This is a genomic window from Alteromonas genovensis, from assembly GCF_010500895.1.
In the GTDB taxonomy this organism is placed as follows: domain Bacteria; phylum Pseudomonadota; class Gammaproteobacteria; order Enterobacterales; family Alteromonadaceae; genus Alteromonas; species Alteromonas genovensis.
In genome coordinates this window covers 298,166-318,136 of record NZ_JAAAWO010000004.1, presented here as the reverse complement: position 1 = coordinate 318,136, position 19,971 = coordinate 298,166, and the positions used below count along the sequence as shown (strand labels likewise).

The 19,971-nt window shown below is 43.7% G+C and carries 23 protein-coding genes; 16 read left to right on the top strand and 7 right to left on the bottom strand.

Annotated features, from left to right (window positions below):
• Window positions 1-26: 26 nt before the first annotated feature.
• The 3 genes from GTQ48_RS17810 to GTQ48_RS07960 form a co-directional block, all read right to left on the bottom strand.
• Window positions 27-161 (bottom strand): hypothetical protein, encoded by a 135-nt coding sequence (locus tag GTQ48_RS17810; RefSeq protein WP_275405619.1) that lies wholly within the window; start codon window positions 159-161, stop codon window positions 27-29.
• A gap of 11 nt (window positions 162-172) precedes the next feature.
• Window positions 173-319: an alpha-amylase gene (locus GTQ48_RS07965; RefSeq protein WP_163106106.1), complete on the bottom strand. Its 147-nt coding sequence runs from the start codon at window positions 317-319 to the stop codon at window positions 173-175.
• A gap of 336 nt (window positions 320-655) precedes the next feature.
• The gene (locus GTQ48_RS07960; RefSeq protein WP_163106105.1) at window positions 656-859 is read right to left on the bottom strand and encodes a hypothetical protein; all 204 of its coding nucleotides are present in this window, start codon (window positions 857-859) and stop codon (window positions 656-658) included.
• 210 nt (window positions 860-1,069) lie between these two features.
• On the opposite strand from GTQ48_RS07960, the gene GTQ48_RS07955 reads away from it, so the two are divergent.
• Window positions 1,070-1,885 (top strand): hypothetical protein, encoded by an 816-nt coding sequence (locus GTQ48_RS07955; RefSeq protein WP_163106104.1) that lies wholly within the window; start codon window positions 1,070-1,072, stop codon window positions 1,883-1,885.
• Window positions 1,886-2,171: 286 nt separating this feature from the next.
• A complete protein-coding gene (locus tag GTQ48_RS07950; protein ID WP_163106102.1) occupies window positions 2,172-4,982 on the top strand; it encodes a TrlF family AAA-like ATPase in 2,811 nt (936 codons plus the stop codon).
• Between the two features lie 199 nt (window positions 4,983-5,181).
• Here the strand turns inward: GTQ48_RS07950 and GTQ48_RS07945 are convergent, their stop codons facing one another.
• Window positions 5,182-5,379: a hypothetical protein gene (locus tag GTQ48_RS07945; protein ID WP_163106100.1), complete on the bottom strand. Its 198-nt coding sequence runs from the start codon at window positions 5,377-5,379 to the stop codon at window positions 5,182-5,184.
• A gap of 140 nt (window positions 5,380-5,519) precedes the next feature.
• On the opposite strand from GTQ48_RS07945, the gene GTQ48_RS17530 reads away from it, so the two are divergent.
• Both GTQ48_RS17530 and GTQ48_RS07935 read left to right on the top strand, forming a co-directional pair.
• Entirely contained in the window at window positions 5,520-5,828 is a 309-nt protein-coding gene (locus GTQ48_RS17530) for a hypothetical protein (protein ID WP_203565132.1), read from the top strand.
• 372 nt (window positions 5,829-6,200) lie between these two features.
• Window positions 6,201-6,605, top strand: a complete 405-nt coding sequence (locus GTQ48_RS07935) for an MAPEG family protein (protein ID WP_103685576.1) — start codon at window positions 6,201-6,203, stop codon at window positions 6,603-6,605.
• 218 nt (window positions 6,606-6,823) lie between these two features.
• Here GTQ48_RS07935 and GTQ48_RS07930 read toward each other — a convergent pair whose 3' ends face one another.
• Window positions 6,824-7,210: a hypothetical protein gene (locus GTQ48_RS07930; RefSeq protein WP_103685575.1), complete on the bottom strand. Its 387-nt coding sequence runs from the start codon at window positions 7,208-7,210 to the stop codon at window positions 6,824-6,826.
• Window positions 7,211-7,559: 349 nt separating this feature from the next.
• Here GTQ48_RS07930 and GTQ48_RS17665 point away from each other — a divergent pair, with 349 nt between their 5' ends.
• The 6 genes from GTQ48_RS17665 to GTQ48_RS07900 all read left to right on the top strand — a co-directional run bounded on the left by GTQ48_RS17665 (window position 7,560) and on the right by GTQ48_RS07900 (window position 13,942).
• Window positions 7,560-7,913 (top strand): HNH endonuclease family protein, encoded by a 354-nt coding sequence (locus GTQ48_RS17665; RefSeq protein WP_338023299.1) that lies wholly within the window; start codon window positions 7,560-7,562, stop codon window positions 7,911-7,913.
• A 441-nt stretch (window positions 7,914-8,354) separates the two neighbouring features.
• Window positions 8,355-8,981, top strand: a complete 627-nt coding sequence (lexA, locus tag GTQ48_RS07920) for a transcriptional repressor LexA (protein ID WP_032095287.1) — start codon at window positions 8,355-8,357, stop codon at window positions 8,979-8,981.
• Between the two features lie 587 nt (window positions 8,982-9,568).
• Window positions 9,569-10,732, top strand: coding sequence for a cytochrome c oxidase subunit II (gene coxB / locus GTQ48_RS07915; RefSeq protein ID WP_163106099.1), 1,164 nt, complete (start codon window positions 9,569-9,571; stop codon window positions 10,730-10,732).
• Between the two features lie 9 nt (window positions 10,733-10,741).
• On the top strand, window positions 10,742-12,355 hold the full coding sequence (ctaD, locus tag GTQ48_RS07910; protein ID WP_032095289.1) for a cytochrome c oxidase subunit I: 1,614 nt from the start codon (window positions 10,742-10,744) through the stop codon (window positions 12,353-12,355).
• A 96-nt stretch (window positions 12,356-12,451) separates the two neighbouring features.
• A complete protein-coding gene (locus tag GTQ48_RS07905; RefSeq protein WP_163106097.1) occupies window positions 12,452-13,039 on the top strand; it encodes a cytochrome c oxidase assembly protein in 588 nt (195 codons plus the stop codon).
• A gap of 21 nt (window positions 13,040-13,060) precedes the next feature.
• Window positions 13,061-13,942, top strand: coding sequence for a cytochrome c oxidase subunit 3 (locus tag GTQ48_RS07900; protein WP_163106096.1), 882 nt, complete (start codon window positions 13,061-13,063; stop codon window positions 13,940-13,942).
• 82 nt (window positions 13,943-14,024) lie between these two features.
• On the opposite strand, the gene GTQ48_RS07895 is transcribed toward GTQ48_RS07900, so the two are convergent.
• Window positions 14,025-14,234 carry a DUF2909 domain-containing protein gene (locus tag GTQ48_RS07895; RefSeq protein ID WP_163106094.1) on the bottom strand — a complete coding sequence of 70 codons (210 nt, stop codon included), beginning with the start codon at window positions 14,232-14,234 and terminating at the stop codon, window positions 14,025-14,027.
• Between the two features lie 45 nt (window positions 14,235-14,279).
• Here GTQ48_RS07895 and GTQ48_RS07890 point away from each other — a divergent pair, with 45 nt between their 5' ends.
• From GTQ48_RS07890 to GTQ48_RS07865, 6 genes are read left to right on the top strand one after another with little or no spacing between them, the layout of a single operon-like run.
• Window positions 14,280-14,984 (top strand): SURF1 family protein, encoded by a 705-nt coding sequence (locus GTQ48_RS07890; RefSeq protein ID WP_163106092.1) that lies wholly within the window; start codon window positions 14,280-14,282, stop codon window positions 14,982-14,984.
• A complete protein-coding gene (locus tag GTQ48_RS07885) occupies window positions 14,977-15,516 on the top strand; it encodes a hypothetical protein (protein ID WP_163106090.1) in 540 nt (179 codons plus the stop codon). The genes GTQ48_RS07890 and GTQ48_RS07885 overlap by 8 nt, the downstream gene beginning before the upstream one ends.
• 5 nt (window positions 15,517-15,521) lie before the next feature.
• The gene (locus GTQ48_RS07880; protein ID WP_163106089.1) at window positions 15,522-16,682 is read left to right on the top strand and encodes a COX15/CtaA family protein; all 1,161 of its coding nucleotides are present in this window, start codon (window positions 15,522-15,524) and stop codon (window positions 16,680-16,682) included.
• On the top strand, window positions 16,675-17,592 hold the full coding sequence (gene cyoE, locus GTQ48_RS07875) for a heme o synthase (protein ID WP_163106087.1): 918 nt from the start codon (window positions 16,675-16,677) through the stop codon (window positions 17,590-17,592). Before GTQ48_RS07880 ends, cyoE begins: the two co-directional genes overlap by 8 nt.
• Window positions 17,589-18,236, top strand: coding sequence for an SCO family protein (locus GTQ48_RS07870; RefSeq protein WP_163106085.1), 648 nt, complete (start codon window positions 17,589-17,591; stop codon window positions 18,234-18,236). Before cyoE ends, GTQ48_RS07870 begins: the two co-directional genes overlap by 4 nt.
• Window positions 18,237-18,240: 4 nt before the next feature.
• Entirely contained in the window at window positions 18,241-18,828 is a 588-nt protein-coding gene (locus GTQ48_RS07865) for a GNAT family N-acetyltransferase (RefSeq protein WP_163106083.1), read from the top strand.
• A 24-nt stretch (window positions 18,829-18,852) separates the two neighbouring features.
• Here the strand turns inward: GTQ48_RS07865 and GTQ48_RS07860 are convergent, their stop codons facing one another.
• The gene (locus GTQ48_RS07860) at window positions 18,853-19,968 is read right to left on the bottom strand and encodes a polysaccharide deacetylase family protein (RefSeq protein WP_163106081.1); all 1,116 of its coding nucleotides are present in this window, start codon (window positions 19,966-19,968) and stop codon (window positions 18,853-18,855) included.
• Window positions 19,969-19,971: the final 3 nt, after the last annotated feature.

The following is a 19,971-nucleotide window of genomic DNA, read 5'->3' as shown; positions in this document are numbered from 1 at the left end:
GAAGTAACCTTCCCCTACTAATATACTCAATTACCAATGTAGCTATCATTATTTGGATTATGAGTATCTGCCCAGTCATCCATATCAGCATCATTATTCGGGTTATTTATGTCTGACCAAACGTCTAATTCTTCATTAGACATATCATCTGTGTCAATCATTACTGGTCTCCTTACTTCTTACTTTTGAAGCGCTGGTTGTTAGGGTTAAGTTGCTTTGAACGGTTATCCTGCGTTTTTTGATATTCGTTACTCGTGCCGCTACTGCCCTTATTGGCGTTAGCTTGGTTCGATTTATGATTTTGCTGTTTAGTATTCATTATTTCCTCCTGTTAAATGAACGGAAGTAAATATAAATGAAGGCGTTAGCTGGTAACGATGATTGAAAGGTGATTGTTTAATGATTATGGAAGAATGTTAGTGATTTTTTTCAACAACTTCAGTTTGCCGTTAGTTTTGTTTAACTCTTTTATCTAAATCAACTCAGTTCTAACGAACAATAGAAATAGGTTAGCAAGAGGATGGTTTACACGGACTATTTACAAATAGTGGTTTAGAGTTCTAATTAATTTACAGCCTATAGCAATCCGTTGCAGATGAGTTAACTGACGCCTACGCCAATCTGCTTGTTATCAGCATACAAAGTAATCACATTGTCATGAGTTTTGACAAAGCAATTTGATAGCGGCCTCTATACTTACGACAACATCATCATGCGGAATAATGAACCGATCTTCGTCGGAGTGCCTCAATGCCAACAAGTTGCTGAGTATAACCTCTGCCTGCTCCATTTGCTTATTCGCAATCAGAATGGCTCGCTGAGTATCAGTCTGTAAGAACGGTATTGAAAGACGATTCATTATTCACATTTGCCGTTTATGTTTCGATAATTATCTTACATCTGAAGAAAAGTTATAACTGTCTTGACGGCTAGTTTCGTTAAATAGAATGAGCAAAATCATAGGCGGGTGACCTCTGTCACACTTGAAACATGAATGATATTAGTAGAGATTTTCAAATCGAATTAAAGTAGATTCAAATATAACCTACTGAAATAGCTTTAGTGTGTAATGAAAAAACATAAATATATCTCGAATATTGAGCTGATTAATCTTTTAAATAAAGCTACAGGTTCTGAACTCAAATCATTAACCAATATTATAAAAGGTGAAGGCGCGCCGAATATGTCGCCAGAGGATATTTGCCGAGAACTTTTCGAAAAGGGCGGGTACTTGAGAGCTGTAAACCAGGTCAAAGAAAAGCTTAAGGTTAGTTATGCTTTAACTGGGAAGAGAACAATAGAAGAAATAGATGCATTTGAAAAACTGACGCTGGAAGAGCATGAAGCTGCAAGCATTGGGCGTCGATATATCAAAGAATGTGAAGAAAAGGTAATTGTTAAACTTCTTGAATTGACTTACAAAAATATGTCAGATGAAGATAGAGCATTATTTGACAAATCAGTACAAAAAGTGGCATCTCAATATGGAAAATCCTCAAAAGGCCTTATAGGGACAGCGGGGTTAATGGCCGTTGCTAATATGGGGGGGTTCGCAACGTATACGCTAATGTCTTCCGTACTAAGCGCCCTATCTTTTGGAACTCTTGGATTTGGCGCCTACACTACAGCTTCATCTCTGCTTAGTACGGTCATTGGCCCTGTAGGATGGGTCGGATTAGGAGCATATGCATTATACAAGCTGGGACAACCAAACTATAAAAAATTGATACCCGCAGTAGCGACGATTGGCTCAATTAGGCAAAGAGTAATATTTGAATCTCAAAATGATAATGGGTCTTTAGACAAGGAAGAAAAAAAACATACATTACCCTTTATCATAATTGGTCTAGTGATATTAGTTTTTGTGGTAATGGCGAGTTTTTAAATAGGCCTAAAACTGGAATAGTCATTATCTAGTCTGACATTTTTAATAACAGAATGCGACCAAAGCTGACAGTCTCAAGACGTTTAGCAGACGGTCGCTCTATGAACACATATTGTAACTTGTCATCAAATAGAAATTCCTCTGGTGGGGACGTGTAACAATCCTATAATTGCCACACCTAAAGTTAACCACGTTAGTTTTCAGCGTGTGGAAATGCTTTAGCCTTCATAAACATGATATCTTATCAGATAGAGATTCTTAAAATTATAAGCTTAGGTGGAATGGAATGCGCTTGTACGAACACGGTTCAGAATGGAGACGATGGGATCTTCACGTTCACACCCCTGATTCAGTATTAGAAACACAATTTAAAGGCGACTGGGACGGTTACATTTCAGCTATCGAACAGTCAGATTCTGGTGTTGCTGTAATTGGTTTCACTGATTACTACTCTATATCAGGTTATGAAAAGGTTCTTGCTTACCGACAAGATGGACGACTCGGAAACATCGAAACAGTCATCCCAAATATTGAGTTTAGGATTACTCCTAATACTGGAAAACACAAAGGGATTAACATCCATCTTCTAATAAATCCGGAAGACCCTAATCACGTTGATGAAATCAAGATCGCATTGAGCCGATTGAATATCAACTATCTTGGTCAGAACTATGCTTGCACTGAAGACCAGCTTAGAGCCTATGGTAGAGCATTAGCTCCACAAACAGAAAACTGTCGAGTGGCATCATTGAAGGAAGGTATTAATAACTTCAAGCCATCTTATGACACTTTCAAGAAGTGGTATAACGGCGAGAAGTGGTTGAGGGAAAACTCAATAGTTATTGCTGCGAATGGTTCTAATGATGGCGTATCTGGTATTAGAGACGGTGGTTTTACTGGCATAAAGAAAGATATCTATCAGTTTATCGACATGGTATTTTCTGCCACACCAAGCGACATCAACTACTTCACTGGTCAAGGCACTAAGAATAGAAAAGAAATTGTAGCTGAGCTTGGTCGTCTGGTACCTTGTGTACATGGTTCAGATGCACATGCAATCGACAAGCTGTTTGAACCAGACCAAAAGAGATACTGCTGGATTAAAGCTGACCCTACATTCAACGGACTAAAACAGGTTGTCTTTGAGCCTGACCGTGCATTCATTGGTGAACTTTCTCCTGAAATGAAAGCTGAATATCAGACCATCAAACAAGTGAGATACATTGATAATTCAGGTGCGAATAAGTTTTCTACGAAGTGGATACCGCTTAACAAAGACCTGAACACAATCATTGGTGGTAAGTCGTCCGGTAAATCAATGCTTCTATACCACATTGCGAAGACTATAAATCCTAACGAAGTATTAACCAGAGTAGAGCTATCCAAGTCATCAACCTACAGCGATATTCCTAATTTAGACTTCGAGGTTGAATGGTCGAACAATGAAGTGTCTAAGCTGTCAGATGCCGACGACCAAGCAAAGGCTATCACTTATATACCTCAGCTTTACATCAACCAACTGGCTGATAAAGATGGTCGAGAAGATTTAAACGAGTTGATATCTAAAACTCTTCTTCAAAATGAGCAATACAAAGACTTCGTTAATGCACTTGAGAGTAGAGTACGCACAGTCAACTCATCCATTAATGACAAGATTGATACTCGATTCTTACTGATTAGTGAATACCAAAAGCTGTTCAATGAGCTGAACGAAATTGGTAACGACAAGTCTGTTAAGAATGAGATTGCAGCACTTGAAGCTAGAGCAAAAGAGATTCGAGAAAATTCTAAATGGACAGACGAACAAGAGAAGCATTATGCCTACCTAGTTCATAGAAGACAGTGCGTTATCAGAGCAAAAAATAGGCTCACGTATATTCAGTCGGGCTTACAAAGATTCACTGAGAGTATTGATAACCGGCAAGACCAATGGATTGATACGATTCGAGGTCAACTACAGCAAGATTCAGGGCTAATTGCACAATCAAATGTCCTCAAAGGCTTACTAGATTCGATGCAAAAAGACTTGGTAGCAGGGTTTAGTACAACCAAGGATACGGCGAATAAAAAGCTAGAGTCGATCCCCGATAGATTAGCAGCTTTAAAAGAGAAGCTAGAGGGAATAGAGCGTGAGCTGAACCCCCTTGAAGAAGACGTGAAAGACAAAGCTGCACTTGAGCAACTGAACAAGCAACTCAAGGCTGAGCGAGAGAAGCTAGCAAGAATCAATGTCAAAATAAAAGAGCTTGAGGCTATCACTAAGAAAGGTGAAGAGTGTATCAAGGAGCTAAATGAGCAGTTTATTTCACTAATCAATCTATACAAGTCTCACTGCGCCATAGTCAGCGATCATCAAATGGATGACGACATAAAGATTGAGGCAAGGGTTGTTGTCGATGCTCCCAAGTTTGATTCGTTTGTTAGTTGCTACCACAAATCAGGGGCAATTCGCACGGTCGTTAACGATGTTCAGGACGATAACGGTGATTACCATTTTGACGTGGATACTCACGCAGCCTTTGTAGAGAAGACCGCCAATACAATTAGAGGCAGTCAATCGCCTACCTTGCGTAAGAATCACAGCCTGAAAGATGCATACAAACTACTTTACGCTGACTACTTTGGGATCGACTTCCTTGTTACCTACAAGAACGACAGCATTGTACATATGTCGCCGGGCAAGCGTGGCTTGGTCTTACTCAGTTTGATGCTTGAGCTTAGTAACTCAACGCACCCAATATTGATTGACCAGCCAGAAGATAACTTGGATAACAGAACGATCTACTCAGAGCTTAAAGATTTTGTTCGGAAGTGTAAGAGTAAGCGCCAGATTATCATGGTGACACACAACGCTAACTTAGTGGTGGCAGCCGATGCAGAGTGTGTTGTTGTGGCAGACCAGCGAGGGCAACCACGTACTGCTGGAGCACACCAATTTGAATATCTTAGCGGTAGCCTAGAGCATAGCTTGAAGTGTGATAACAACTACGACTACCAATCACTTGATGAGTTAGGCATTCGACAGCATGTTTGTCATATCCTTGAGGGTGGTATCAGTGCCTTCAAAGAGCGGGAGCAGAAATATAACCTTCTTTGATTCAAAGAATTTATCTTTACTAGAAGTGTAATCGGACGCTCTAAATCTCAACACCGACTGTCCGCTGTTTGTCTGAAGCCGCCTGTCAGGTTGTGTCTAAACCTACAAATGAAAGTGTAAGAAAAAGTATAACTACTACACCTAAACTTAAAAAAAAGAATATCAATAGGTGTTTTAGTACGTCGTCTACTTGAATTAGCTAGCATTTACTAAATAACTTTAATTCCACAATATCCATGTCTTGGGCGTTAAACCGAGCGCCATTTATAAACTCTATTGACGCTTCAATGTCTGTCGATATCATAATGATTTCAGTATCACCATATACCCAATACATTTGCTCAGGTAAAAGTGCATTCATCCTACACAAAGCAACCAGAAACTGTCTCGTAATCATTTAGTATCTCCTATGGTTTGTGGTTATCCTATACTTAAAAAATCAAAGAACTGACTTGTGGTATAGATTGCTGAGATATAGGCAAACAGTTGCTCGCTTTTAGCATGAGTGAAAATAATTAAATTGGAATGTAGATGATTATGAGAAATTTCCACAAAGCAGTATTTGCGGCGACATGTTTACTACTGACATCATGCTTTGATACCACTCCCACCACATCTGTCCCAGAAGCAACTGTTAAGCAGTCCTCATCTGGTATATGTCATGACCATACAAGTAGTTCGTACAAAAGGACGAAAAATTTCAAAGCATTTGACTCGCTTCAGGCCTGTTTAGATGATGGTGGGCGACTACCTAAGTCCAAAACAAAACAATACGACGCTGCTGAGCAAGAAGCGCTTCAAGAAGATAGAAATTTTGGCTATTTGCATTCTAAGGTTGGATATTGAAATTTCATCCAGATAGCGACATTTCCGATTTGTGCAAAACTTGGTAGAAACTGGTTTGATAGTCAAGGTCGCCTAAAGACAATCAGCAGACGTTCAACGCTGTGTTCAGGGGGCAACGCCCTGAGTGAGACGGGATTCGAACAGCGCAAACAACGATAACGCAAGTGTACCGCTGAAAAAAGCGAACGACCCAGTGAGTCACTTGCATTACGTTGTTGGGGGAGAGCACCACAAATTGGACTAACCCCGATTGTTCCGCTTCCAACACAAGCGCATTTTATGATAGATTGGCAGCTGTAGTCGCGATTCCCGCATCTGTTAGCGGGCTTAGTGTTCAAGGATTGTCTCAATCCAACCTATGGAGAATGCCCAATGACCGGTTTTATCGCTGTGCTGTTTTACGTAGTGTGGATGCAACTGCTGATGCTGGCTTACGCGTTTCCCCGCGTGCCGATGGCGCTGTTCGGGGATCGCAACTTCGCGGACTGGGAGCGCGCTGAAGTCAACCGCGACCCACCCTTTATGGTCCGCGTCAAAGGCGCACATCTCAACTGCGTGGAAAACTTTCCGCTCTTCGCTGCCGTCGTGGTGATCGCTGCGCTAATGGGTAAGAGTCCCGTTGTGGATGGCCTTGCGGCCTTTATCCTGGCCGCGCGTGTGGGGCAGAGCCTAGTACACCTCATCAGCACCGCGCCAGCGTTTGTGCTGTTACGTGCCACGTTTTTCCTCGCTCAGGTAGGCATGATTTTCTGGGTTTGCTACCAACTCATCGTCTGACCGAGCCAACGTGCCCCTGAAACCATGGGGTATCAAGCGCCAGTCAGATCCACAACGCTAATGAAAGAAGTCTGCGGGTATGTCGTCATGCTTATTGACAGCGGGAATCATATCAACACCCAAATATGGGGCGCGGACGCGCTGGCGAAAATGGCGAAGCCGCCTGCGTGTTAGCGTCCCAGCCCGCCTCGGCGGGCGCCATAATTTGTTTGTATGTTTCATTCACTCCGGCCGTATACAGTGAACTTGTCAGAAGTTGCGTCTTTGAAAAATGTAACGCTACTACTGCCCGTTGAGCGTAAAAGCTGAACATTTTCAGCTAGGTTCTCTACAGTAACGTTTTCTATGTAACTGTCAAAATAACAACCAGATACTTCTTTACTGAAAGAGGTATTGGAGTTGAGGTTAAGGTCTAGTGCTAAATATCCGGAAAGAAAGTTAGGGCCAATAACATTTGTCTCACTAGACGACGAGCGTAATTGTTTAATGCATTCCGCTTGTGACGAATTGGCTATGACTAAGTTCGCAGCTTTTGGGATGAACGTAAGCTGATATACATTAATTGCTAGTGATAGCGCCAGCGCGGCTACTAAGAATACCTTCACTCAACTTTCCTTGAAACATAATAGCTTATTGGATTGAATTCATAGTAACACCCGTTTCCCTTGAAGAAACATACTCCGTATTTTCATGGGAAAGGTAAAATGTCTGCTTTACGTACAATGCCGCCCCTCATATTTTAGATTCCAACCAGCAGCGCTTCCTCATTACTTTGGCAGAAAAACTGATTTCCAACCTTAGAATGCAAATAGGCGAAATTTTGTTGCTTTATATAACAGAAACGATTGGCCCCATTGGATAGATGGCGATGGTGATTGTCAGAACACGCGACATGAATTATTAATATCTACATCTAGAACAAGTGTATCTTTTAAAACGCAGAAGACTTGCAATGTGAAAGAGGGGGAGTGGTTAGACCCATACTCTGGAGAGGTTTTTCATGATTCTATTGCACTCGACCTAGACCATATCGTGCCATTGAAATTCGCACACGGCCATGGCGGTGATAAATGGTCGAGAGAAAAGCGACAAGCCTTTGCTAACGATAGAGAAAACTTACTATTAGTAAAAGCTTCTTTGAATCGACAGAAAGGGGCTAAGGGGCCTGATGAATGGCTACCGGCGAATCATCTTTTTCGATGTGATTACATCGCAAAGTTCATGTACGTTATGGATAAGTATGATTTAAAACTCGTATCGAGCGAGAAACGGCAGATTGATAAAATGCTATCGGCATGCAACGGCTAAAAGTGGTCAGCTGAATAGCATTGATACAGCTATAAACTAAGTTCGCAAGACCAGTAAAAGATTACTATGACACATGAAGCTGATAGTCAACGCCTAAATCAGGTGCGCAGTAGGCGTCTTCTGAATTTGCTTAATATTTGCAAATTATACGCAGATCTTGGCTATACGATTTTCACCAGTAGAGAGAGTTTCCGATTTAATGTGACCTTTTTTTCCATATCTTTGATTCATGATGTGTAAATGTGACTGAAAAAGCTTCCATGGTAGAGCCTATATAGAGTGGAAGGACAATGTACTTACTTCCTGAAAATTTAACTGCTCTGGAATTTTACTGAATTAAACTGGAACCCACATTTTTTTGTCTATGACAGCGTGTCTGCGCTTGTCATTTATGTTTAGGTGTATATACTTACAGGAACTGTATAGACAGACAGGTCTTTTATGCGCCCACTCACAGCTCGACAAACTGAAGTTTTAGAACTTATAAAATCAAACATGCAAGAAACGGGAATGCCGCCTACGCGTGCAGAAATAGCCCGTCACCTAGGTTTTAGGTCTGCTAACGCTGCTGAAGAACATCTAAAGGCACTTGCGCGTAAAGGCGTTATTGAAATTTTGCCAGGAACGTCTCGCGGTATCAAACTGACTGTTCCTATTGAAGAAGAAGTGGTTGAAGAGGAAGGATTACCGTTAATTGGTAGAGTCGCCGCTGGTGAGCCTATTCTTGCTCAAGAGCACGTAGAGTCGCACTATAAAGTGGATCCTGCCCTATTCCAGCCTCACGCAGACTTTTTGCTTCGCGTAAACGGCATGAGTATGAAAGACATTGGTATACTCGATGGCGACTTGCTAGCAGTACATCGCACGACCGACGTCCACAACGGCCAAGTAGTAGTAGCAAGAGTTGACGAAGACGTGACGGTGAAGCGACTAGAAAGACGTGGTAGAGAAGTATTACTTCATGCTGAAAACGATGAGTTTTCGCCTATTAAAGTCGACTTGGCAAACGAGCCGTTTGCTATTGAAGGTATTGCCGTTGGCGTTATTCGAAACGCCGACTGGATGTAGCCTTTTATGACGTTATTGTGAAAGCGGCTCTATAGCCGCTTTTTTTAGCACTTAAGTTTGTTTATATGCTTAATAAAACCACTCTTAGCTAAGACTTTCAGTGGTTATAAATGCCATTGATATATTTCTATATCTGATAAAAATTCTCACACGCTTTATATCTAATATTAGCAAGGCATTACATACTATATGGCCTTGGTCTTGTGTGAAATTTGTTCAATTTTTCGCGGTTAACGGTTGATTTTTAGAAACTAAATAGTGTTTTCCGTTACAAGAGAATCGGTGTAGTTTTCACTACAAATAAACTGACTACCCCCTGATTTACCTCGCTTCACACTGCATCATAAAACCCACTGCTCAAACAGCGTTAGATTAAATTTTAACCGTCTCATTAAATTTTTAACAGAAAAGACTAGACGGAACGCCATTATTGCGCAATTCTTATACAAGCTTTAACAAAATAATAACAATGACTTTGAATTCAATTTACAAATCGATGTATTGAGTTAATCGTTCACAAACCACTTGGTAGAGACTGCGCATAACAACATTTGGCGTTAATGGTTCTACCATTACGGAGGTGCTGAGTGAAATCACTAAAGACCGCGACTGCAAAATGGTGTGCAAGTGTACCATTTTTGTTTTTTTCTCAATTCCTTTCTGCGCAAGAGGCGGCTGAAGAATTGTCTTCGCTCAACCTTAGACGGGGCGCTACCGATATAAGTGGCCAGGTGTACGACCTGCACATGCTTATGTTCTTTATTTGTGTAGCCATCGCTGTAGTTGTGTTTGGCGTCATGTTTGCCTCCATGTACCTGCACAGAAAATCCCGTGGCGCAAAGCCTGCGAATTTCCACGAAAATGTGAAAGTGGAAATTGCATGGACAGTGGTTCCATTCCTCATCCTAATTTTTATGGCCGTACCCGCAGCTAATACGCTTATTGCCATGGAAGATACATCTGAAGCTGACATGACCGTGCTAGTCACGGGGTCGCAGTGGAAATGGCACTACAAGTATATGGACAGCGATGTTGAGTATTACTCCTTACTGGCTACTCAGCGCGAACAAATTCAAAACAAATTCACAAAAACCGACAATTATTTATTAGAAGTCGATCGTCCTTTGGTTATACCAACAGGGCAGAAGGTACGGTTTTTGATCACGTCAGATGATGTTATCCACTCGTGGTGGGTACCTGATTTTGCCGTTAAAAAAGATGCTAACCCTGGTTTCATCAACGAAGCATGGGCAAAGGTGAATGAGCCTGGTGTATATCGAGGCCAGTGTGCAGAGCTGTGTGGTAAAGATCACGGGTATATGCCGGTGGTGGTCATTGCGAAAGAACCTTCAGAGTTTAACGCATGGATGGGCGAGCAAGAAGAGCGCGTTCGCCAAACTAAAGAAGAAGAGCAACGCCTACTATCAATGAATATGTCTATGGATGAACTGATGACAGAGGGCGAGCGTGTATACAACGCAACATGCGCGGCGTGTCATATGCCAAATGGCGAAGGTTTACCGGGCGTTTTCCCTGCGCTTAAAGGCAGCAAGATGGCATTGGAAGATCAGCAAGGGCACATTGAAATAGTGCTTCACGGTAAGGCCGGAACGGCAATGCAGTCGTTCAGCAAAATGCTAAGCCTAAAAGAAATTGCAGCGGTTGTTACTTATGAGCGAAACGCATGGGGTAATAACACCGGCGACATGGTTCAGGCTAAAGATGTCAACGCCGCAGCGTCAGGAAACTAGGAGCGAGTTATGAGTAAAGCAACTGAAGTAATTTCGCCAGATACCTCTGTGCATCACGATGAGCATGAGCACCACGACCACATACCTAAGGGCATTACGCGGTGGCTGTTTACAACGAATCACAAAGATATAGGTACTCTGTACCTCTGGTTTGCCTTCATCATGTTTTTGGTGGGCGGCGCCATGGCAATGGTTATCCGTGCGGAGCTTTTCCAACCCGGGTTGCAAATTGTCGAACCAAACTTCTTTAACCAGATGACCACCGTTCACGGGCTAATTATGGTATTTGGCGCCGTAATGCCGGCGTTTACAGGTTTGGCAAACTGGCTAATTCCAATGATGATAGGCGCGCCAGACATGGCGCTTCCCAGAATGAACAACTGGAGCTTTTGGATTTTGCCAGGGGCGTTCTTAATTCTACTTAGCTCGTTATTTATGGAGGGTGGCGGTCCGGCATTTGGTTGGACTTTCTATGCTCCGCTATCAACAACGTACAGTGGTGATTCTACCGCGCTATTTGTGTTCTCTGTTCATATCATGGGTATCTCTTCAATAATGGGAGCGATAAACGTTATCGTCACCATATTTAATATGCGTGCCCCAGGTATGACGTGGATGAAAATGCCTTTGTTCGTATGGACATGGTTGATTACTGCGTTCTTGCTTATCGCCGTTATGCCTGTACTCGCCGGTGCGGTGACAATGGTTCTGACGGACAAGTTTTTTGGTACGAGCTTCTTCGATGCGGCCGGTGGCGGAGACCCGGTCATGTTCCAGCATATTTTCTGGTTTTTCGGTCATCCGGAAGTGTACATAATGATATTGCCCGCATTTGGTATTATTTCTCAAATTGTGCCAACGTTCTCACGAAAACCGCTGTTTGGTTACGCCTCTATGGTATACGCAACCGCTTCGATTGCACTGCTGTCCTTCGTAGTGTGGGCTCACCATATGTTTACCACGGGTATGCCGGTGTACATGGAAATGTTCTTTATGTTCGCCACCATGCTTATCTCTGTGCCGACGGGGGTGAAAGTATTCAACTGGGTAGCCACAATGTGGCGAGGCTCACTGACATTTGAAATGCCAATGATGTTCGCCATTGCGTTTATTGTGCTATTCACTATTGGCGGCTTATCAGGACTCATGCTGGCGATAACACCTGTTGATTTCCAATACCATGACACTTACTTCGTGGTTGCGCACTTCCATTATGTCTTGGTTACTGGCGCGGTCTTTTCCATTATGGCGGCGGTGTATTACTGGCTGCCTAAGTGGACGGGCAAGATGTACAACACCACGTTGGCAAAATGGCATTTCTGGTGCTCGTTAGTATCGGTAAATGTGCTGTTTTTCCCCATGCACTTTGTTGGATTGGCAGGTATGCCACGCCGAATCCCAGACTATGCACTTCAGTTTGCCGACTTTAATAAGTGGATAAGCCTAGGCGGTTTTGCCTTCGGTTTATCACAACTTATTTTCTTAGCACTATTGATTAAAGCGTGTAAGAAGCAAGGTGAACCAGTATCGGCTCAGGTGTGGGACGGTGCAGAAGGACTCGAGTGGGAAATACCTTCTCCAGCCCCTTACCACACTTTCGAAACGCCGCCACTAGTAAAGTAAGTGTGAAGTGAGTATTGGGCTTAGTGGTGCAAGGGGACGACAAGTTTTATTCTCTTGCCCACCAAGTGATTCAGGTCTCAACCGGAGGCGAAGTGTATGACGCAAGCAAGTGCAAACAATAAGATGGTTGTGAAATTAATCGCCATTGTTATTGGTATGTTTGGATTCGGCTTTGCTCTAGTACCACTTTACGATGTGTTTTGTGATATTGCAGGTATCAACGGGAAAACAGAGGGAATCGCAGCGGTTTATCAATCCGTAGAGATTGATGAAAGCAGAGAAGTGACCGTTGAGTTCATCACTCGCACGAACACCGGAATGCCGTGGGAGTTTCGAGCAGAAACCAAGCGAATCAAAGTACACCCAGGCGAATTGAACACAGTGTCCTTTTACGTTCGCAATCCAGCTTCAAGCAATATCATTGCTCAGGCAATACCGTCGGTATCCCCTGGCACTGCCGCTATTTACCTTAACAAAACAGAATGCTTTTGCTTTAACCAACAGCCTTTGCAGGCTGGAGCAGAAGCCTATATGCCTATGCAGTTTTACGTAGATCCACAGCTTCCAGAAGAAATAACGTTTTTTACATTGCAGTACACACTCTATGACGTCACCGCGAGAGCAAGTGACCTAACAACTAAACCGAATCCTTTTATGGAATCGTCAGCACAAAGCGGCGAATAGCCCAATAAGGATAAGGAGATAATGATGCAGCAAGAATATCAAAAATATTATGTACCCGCGCAAAGTCCGTGGCCCATTGTGGGTGCGATTGCCCTGTTTTTAATTGCAGTCGGGGCCGGTAACTTTGTGGTTGAAGCAACGAAGGGCGAAAGCGGTTACGGCAGCTATATATTGCTTGCCGGTATTGTCGTTTTACTTGTCATGCTGGTGGGATGGTTTAAGAATCAAATTGACGAATCGATGGCGGGCCTGTACAGCGACCAGTTAGGTCGTTCATATCGACAGGGAATGAGTTGGTTCATCTTCTCTGAGGTGATGTTTTTCGGCGCATTTTTTGGTGCCTTGTATTACGCCCGATTTATCGCAGTACCCTGGCTTGGCGGCGATTCTAACAACGCTATGACCAATGAAGTACTGTGGCCTGGGTTTGAAGCTATGTGGCCATTGGTAAGCACACCTGGCGGCATATCTACCCAAGAAATGAGCCCAGGTGGTCTGCCTACCATTAATACCATTATTCTGCTTATCTCATCGGTAACGCTGCACTTTGCACACGTGGGACTAGAGCAGAACAAGCGCAAGCAACTTACCATTATGCTGGGTATTACCATTTTGCTTGGCTGCGGGTTCTTGTTCCTACAGGTTGAAGAGTATATCCATGCCTACCGCGACCTAGGGTTAACGCTGCAATCAGGTATTTACGGCAACACCTTCTTTATGCTCACCGGGTTTCACGGCATGCACGTTACCCTTGGCACCATTATTCTTATTGTGATGTTTTTTAGAGTATTGAAAGGTCATTTTACGCCTAAAGAGCACTTTGCCTTCCAAGCGGGAAGTTGGTATTGGCACTTCGTTGATGTGGTGTGGGTAATGTTGTTTATTTTCGTTTACGTGCTTTAGGTAGGGTTAAGCGCTACTGCGTCTTAATGTGTATACCTAGGGAAATGGCAACGCTAATGAAAGCGAGAAAAAGCGCCAAACCTCAGTAAGGTCGGGGGTTTGGCGAAATAACTCCGGTACTAATGGCAATTAGTATTAGCGCAACAATGATGACTGAGGTGAAAACCCGTCGACCTATATATTTGCTCATTGGCCCGTCTTTCGGATCGTTTTTCATCATCACGCGCATGGCCATGAAAAGATTAACAATCATAAACAGTACCAGAGCGACAAGAATTATTTTTATTAACATAACCATCTCTTCTTTTATTATTTGTTTTGGTTGGAGCTGTTAAACATGCCACAACGTTCACAGTTTTTAATTCCCTGGTTACTCACCGCGCTTAGTGTTGCGGCGATGTGCGGCCTTGGGTTTTGGCAACTGGAACGCATGGTAGAAAAACAGCAACGTTTAGCTAGCATAGCGCAAAAGCAAAGCAATGAAAGCCTCTCGTTAATTGATGCCCTGTCACAAAAAGACCCTAGAGATATCTCCATTAACTTTGTGGGAACGCCAGACAGTACTCGCCCCCTATTGCTTGATAATCAAATTCACGAACAGCAGGTTGGCTTTGATGTATTCGCCCCTGTGTCAACGAATGCGGGTTGGATTTTGGTGAATTATGGTTGGATAGCTGCCCCTGACCTTCAGCGCACTATTCCTGAAGTAAACCTGCCTAACGGCAACAAAGAATTTGAGGGAGTTATCACTGTACCTGGCAGTAACCCCCTTATCACAGAAACGAATGTTAATTTTTCTCAGTTTCCCGCACTTATTCAACAGGTAGCCTTTGCGTCGTTAAATCAGAGTTTAAACATCAAACTTCTTCCTTACGTTGTAGAGCTTACTTCACCAGACTCGGCTTTTGTTCGCGATTATAAGCCGGTAGTTATGCCTCCAGAAAAACACTTAGGGTATGCGGTGCAATGGTTCGGTTTAGCCATTGCAGCAGCTGCAATAGGTGGGTTTGCAATCAGTAAAAAAGGACGTATTCATGAGTAATACTACATCCAAAAAAACACTAATAATTATGGTCGCCGTATTTGTGCTCCCCGTGGTGTTAGCAAAGCTCGCCCTAGAAAACGATTGGTTTAACAAAGCCTCAACGAATAAGGGCGCACTGCTTGAACCCACTATCAATTTAACGACCTTGCTAGAAGGCAGTTCACCCACGTGGCGCCTTTTGTACGTCATGCCCGCACAGTGCGATTCGCGCTGTGAAAATGCACTTTTCAGTATTAATCAAGTGTGGTTAGCGCTCGGCAAAGAGTCTGACCGCGCCCAAGCATTAGTGTTGGCTACACCAACGAGTGACGCTAACGCACTGGCTTCTCTTGTGGATTATCCAAACGTTGCCACGCTGCCGGTAGATGATACTGCGCCACTCGCGTCTCAAAGTGTGTACGTGGTAGATACGCTTAATAACGCCATGCTTTTTTATCAAATCAGCGACGATAAAGAAGAAGCGGTGATGGAAAGTCGCAATATGTTAGCCGATATCAAAAAACTGCTTAAATTGTCTCGCATAGGGTGATAGTTATGAAAAAGCTCACGTTATTCAGTCTCTTTTTAGCCGCAGTCGTCATTATTCTTGGGGCATATACTCGCCTTACCGACGCGGGCTTGGGCTGTCCAGATTGGCCCGGCTGCTACGGCAATTTGACGGTGCCCCTCAGTGATGAAAAGGTGAATGCGGCAAATGCCGCTTACCCAGAAAGGCCGGTAGAGGCCTTCAAGGCATGGAACGAAATGATACATCGTTATTTTGCCGGCACCTTAGGTTTGTGCATTGCAGCTATTGCGTTTATCGCTTTTAGGCAGCGCAAGCAAGGCACCCCTTTTAAACTGCCTTTACTGCTGCTGGGGCTTGTTACCTTTCAAGCTGCACTTGGTATGTGGACAGTCACTCTTAATTTGTTGCCAGTGGTTGTTATGGGCCACTTATTAGGCGGTTTCAGCGTTCTTTCCTGTTTGTTTCTTTTGTATTTACGACTGCGAGAAGCCGACACTAGCGCCAGCTCAGTTTCACAAAGCACAGTTTCAAAAAGCACAGTTTCAATGGACTCAGCTGAGCAAGTCACATCGCCTTCAGTGGCCGGCCTTTCACGGATGAAAACCTTCGCATTGTTTGGTGTGGGTGTGCTTGTGATTCAAATTGCACTTGGAGGGTGGACATCAGCGAACTACGCCGCGTTGGCGTGCACTGATATGCCTATTTGTGAAGAGGGATGGCAAAGTCGACTTGATTTTGCTGGCGCATTCAGTGTTCCAGAAGCAGAGAACTATGAGTTTGGCGCACATGATTACGGTGAGCGAGCAACAATGCACATAGTTCATCGAGCCGGAGCACTCGTTACCTTTTCATATCTACTGGCCTTAGGGCTCACACTCTTTTTCAAACACGGTGCTTCTCTGCAGCTAAAGCGCGTTAGCGCGATAATGATTGGCTGCCTGTTTGCGCAAGTTGCTTTAGGGGTTAGCAATGTGGTGTTCGCTTTGCCATTAGCCGTGGCGGTATTACACAACGCGTTTGCCGCTATATTGCTTTTATCCTTACTGTGGATAGTTTTTTCACTGCTTAAACACACGTCAGCTGCACCTACTTATGATTCGTCAGTGCATGCGGCACGTCATACAACCTTATCGTCTCACGCTTTACCACAAGCCCTATCTAAGGCCACAGGAGGTCTTCATGGCTAAATCAGCCTCTCTTCAATCTCGAGTCACCCGTTCACACAATGCTGTATCGTGGAAAGATTATTATGAAATGACAAAACCGAATGTGGTGATGTTACTGCTACTTACTGCGCTAGTGGGAATGTGTTTAGCAACGCCTACGTGGGTAGATGCGCTTACCCTAGTCACTGGTTTAGCCGGCATTGGAATGTTGTCTGCTTCGGCAGCGGTAATAAACCATGTAGTCGATCATAAAATAGATAGCGTAATGGCGCGTACCTTTAATCGGCCGGTGGCAAAAGGAAAGGTAAGTATCAACAATGCCCTGTGGTTTGCCGGTATATTAGGCGCGGTAGGCTTTGTGGTATTGGCGGTGTTTGTCAATATGCTGACGGCGTGGCTAACCCTCGCCAGTTTAGTGGGTTATGCCTTCGTGTATACCATGTACTTAAAGCGGGCAACACCACAAAATATTGTTATTGGTGGTCTGGCAGGGGCTGCACCTCCACTTCTTGGCTGGACCGCAGTAACGGGCGAAATTCATGCACACGCACTGCTCTTAGTGCTTATTATATTCACCTGGACACCGCCGCATTTTTGGGCGCTGGCTATTCATCGAGAAAAGGACTATGCCAAAGCAAAAGTGCCTATGCTACCCGTAACCCACGGCATAGATTTCACTAAAACGTCAGTGTTGCTGTATACCGTTTTACTAGGATTGGTGTGCCTACTGCCCTACTTAACCGGCATGAGCGACATGATTTATCTTGTTGGTTCTAGTGCATTAAATCTAGGCTTTTTGCTTTACGCTATTAAGTTAAAGTTTGCCGCTGATGATCAAACAGCGATGAAAACTTTTAGGTTCTCAATCATTCATCTCATGGTATTGTTTGTGGTATTGCTACTTGACCATTACATACCAGTGAGTTTATGAATCAAAAGTTTATTGTTGGTGTTGTTGCATTTGTTGCTCTTATAGGTGGTGTTATTGGTGCGCTTTATATAGCACCGCCTAGTACTGACAATGGTGAAACACCGTCTTATTTTAAGGCATATCCGCAACCTCGAGCGGTTGCACCTTTTACGCTTTTACATCACACCGGCGAGGCGTTCACCGAGCAATCATTGAAAGAGCAGTGGAGCTTAGTGTTTGTGGGCTATACCTTTTGCCCCGATATTTGCCCTACGACCATGGCTGAGTTAAACGGAATTTACCCACAGCTGCAGCAGATAGAAAGCACCTATCCTGTGCGTGTCGTGTTTATCTCAATTGACCCTAAAAGAGACTCTTTAGATAGACTTTCTGAGTATGTAGGCTATTTTAATAAAGAGTTCATTGCGGTGACAGGTGAGCATAAGTCGTTATTTCCGTTAGTCAGAAACCTTGGCATGATGTACGCCGTTTCTGAAAGTACAGATAACCCGAATTACCTCGTAGACCACAGCGCTTCAATTGTACTTATCGACCCTAAAGGACGTGCTGTAGGAAGATTTAAACCCACTAGAGAGCCGGGCAAACTATCGATAAGCGATCCTCAGCAAATACTGGCTGACATGCCAATAATTATTGCGAAGTAGTTCTATGGAAATCAATATAAGACAGGGCGTGGCATCTGATGCCCCATTCGCGACACCGTTAATTTTAAGTGCTGCAGAGCCACTGTTAAATGCTATTTTTGGACATGCTAAAGACAAAACGGCGTTGGGCTATTTAACCCATGCGTGGCAACTCGGTGGCGGGCAATACGGATTTGAGAATCATTGGGTGGCAGAAAAAGACAATCAAATTTTAGGCTTAGTCACTGCGTGGCATAGTAAGCTTGGCGTTGCATTTGATAGAGCCACCTTAGACAGCATAACGTCGTACTTTACCCTAGATGAAGCTATTGCTGTAGTAATGCGAAATCAAACAGTGGCAGTGAATCTAACCCCTCCTAGCAATACCGAATTAATGATTGGTCACTTGGCTGTGGCAGAAAGTGGCAAACGCCAAGGTACTGGCCGTTCATTAGTCAACGCTATGCAAGCAAAAGCCACTGAACTACAAAAACGCCACATTGTGTTAGATGTAGAAGTATCGAATACTACCGCCATCCGGTTTTATCAATCATTAGGCTTTAGCGAAGAAACTATCAATAAAGGCTTCATTCGGTTTAATCGAAACGTGTAACACGCGCTTTTTTTAAGTGAGATGTTAATCAGGGTAACGGCCATCGTCATTTGCTAAGAAAAATGGCATGGAATACCAATAGAAGCGACCTGCCATGCTTTTCGATGGTGCGGTACAGTTTATTCGTGAGCGGCCAACGGGCAGCGTACTTTCTATGGCAAAGCTTACCTTCTCTCCATCCACATGAGTTTTTATATTGTTACCAGAGTAGAAGCAGTTCACTTGGTTTAGGCTAACATCTTCTTCATCTACGGTGAGTGTTACCGTGTCAGATAGGGTATTACTGCGCACTCGTGGCTCAGCATGGGTAGTGTGTACCACCGGCATAGCAAGACTGTTTAACTTGGTTTTTAAGGTTTTGAGGTTTGCGTAAGGCCCCGCAGCTGGGAAGCGAGGTAATGCAAGGAGATTACTGGTTTCACCTACGGCACCAGAGTGTTGGCCAAAGCCCACATAGCCGTTTTCTTCAAGCTTTGCCGTTAGCGCTAAATTATATTCTCCAAATGGATAGGCAAGGTATTTAAGACTGACACCCAGCTCACTGTCTATTTTCTTCTCTGCAGCTTCAACATTCTCGAACACGCGCTCAAGCCAGTTCTCATCGGTAAATTCATCATTAAGCATGTGCAGGTGATCTAGGGTGTGATTTGCAAAAATAACGCCTTCACTCTGCATCCTCTTCACCTCTTCCCAAGTAAGCTGTTGCGGTGCTACGCCAATTTCATCTGGATTAATAAATACCGTATATGAGAAGTCCAATTTCTTCAGAATAGGGTGAGCGTTTTCTAAAATATTGGCATAACCGTCATCAAAGGTAATAGCCACAGCATCTTTTGGCAGAGGCTCACCTTCTACAATGGCATTAACAATGTCGGTAAGGGGTAACACCGTGTGATTGTTGGCTATATACTCCATGTGCGACGTGAAGGTATCCGGTGTCACACTGGTACTCGACGGCGTTTGCGTGGAAACGTGATGATAAAGCAATATGGCCACGTTGGTCATTTGAGTTGGCGAGGGTGCTTTCTCAGATGCAAAGACGCAGTGAAATGACAGCAGCGTGAAAAGTGCAATGCAGGCACGCAGGCCACCGAGTGCTGCGAATGAGGATTTACGCTCTCTGTTCAGCGTTATTAGCATGGT

Bases quoted from the DNA above. Each gene is read 5' to 3' on its own strand.
- GTQ48_RS07880 (WP_163106089.1), top strand. From the start codon at position 15,522: ATGAAAAAGCTCACGTTATTCAGTCTCTTTTTAGCCGCAGTCGTCATT.
- GTQ48_RS07895 (WP_163106094.1), bottom strand. From the start codon at position 14,234: ATGTTAATAAAAATAATTCTTGTCGCTCTGGTACTGTTTATGATTGTT.
- GTQ48_RS07905 (WP_163106097.1), top strand. From the start codon at position 12,452: ATGACGCAAGCAAGTGCAAACAATAAGATGGTTGTGAAATTAATCGCC.
- GTQ48_RS07870 (WP_163106085.1), top strand. From the start codon at position 17,589: ATGAATCAAAAGTTTATTGTTGGTGTTGTTGCATTTGTTGCTCTTATA.
- GTQ48_RS07950 (WP_163106102.1), top strand. From the start codon at position 2,172: ATGCGCTTGTACGAACACGGTTCAGAATGGAGACGATGGGATCTTCAC.
- GTQ48_RS07965 (WP_163106106.1), bottom strand. From the start codon at position 319: ATGAATACTAAACAGCAAAATCATAAATCGAACCAAGCTAACGCCAAT.
- GTQ48_RS07960 (WP_163106105.1), bottom strand. From the start codon at position 859: ATGAATCGTCTTTCAATACCGTTCTTACAGACTGATACTCAGCGAGCC.
- GTQ48_RS17530 (WP_203565132.1), top strand. From the start codon at position 5,520: ATGAGAAATTTCCACAAAGCAGTATTTGCGGCGACATGTTTACTACTG.
- GTQ48_RS07865 (WP_163106083.1), top strand. From the start codon at position 18,241: ATGGAAATCAATATAAGACAGGGCGTGGCATCTGATGCCCCATTCGCG.
- lexA (WP_032095287.1), top strand. From the start codon at position 8,355: ATGCGCCCACTCACAGCTCGACAAACTGAAGTTTTAGAACTTATAAAA.
- GTQ48_RS07945 (WP_163106100.1), bottom strand. From the start codon at position 5,379: ATGATTACGAGACAGTTTCTGGTTGCTTTGTGTAGGATGAATGCACTT.
- GTQ48_RS07935 (WP_103685576.1), top strand. From the start codon at position 6,201: ATGACCGGTTTTATCGCTGTGCTGTTTTACGTAGTGTGGATGCAACTG.
- cyoE (WP_163106087.1), top strand. From the start codon at position 16,675: ATGGCTAAATCAGCCTCTCTTCAATCTCGAGTCACCCGTTCACACAAT.
- GTQ48_RS07860 (WP_163106081.1), bottom strand. From the start codon at position 19,968: ATGCTAATAACGCTGAACAGAGAGCGTAAATCCTCATTCGCAGCACTC.
- ctaD (WP_032095289.1), top strand. From the start codon at position 10,742: ATGAGTAAAGCAACTGAAGTAATTTCGCCAGATACCTCTGTGCATCAC.
- GTQ48_RS07900 (WP_163106096.1), top strand. From the start codon at position 13,061: ATGATGCAGCAAGAATATCAAAAATATTATGTACCCGCGCAAAGTCCG.
- GTQ48_RS07885 (WP_163106090.1), top strand. From the start codon at position 14,977: ATGAGTAATACTACATCCAAAAAAACACTAATAATTATGGTCGCCGTA.
- GTQ48_RS17810 (WP_275405619.1), bottom strand. From the start codon at position 161: ATGATTGACACAGATGATATGTCTAATGAAGAATTAGACGTTTGGTCA.
- GTQ48_RS07955 (WP_163106104.1), top strand. From the start codon at position 1,070: ATGAAAAAACATAAATATATCTCGAATATTGAGCTGATTAATCTTTTA.
- GTQ48_RS07890 (WP_163106092.1), top strand. From the start codon at position 14,280: ATGCCACAACGTTCACAGTTTTTAATTCCCTGGTTACTCACCGCGCTT.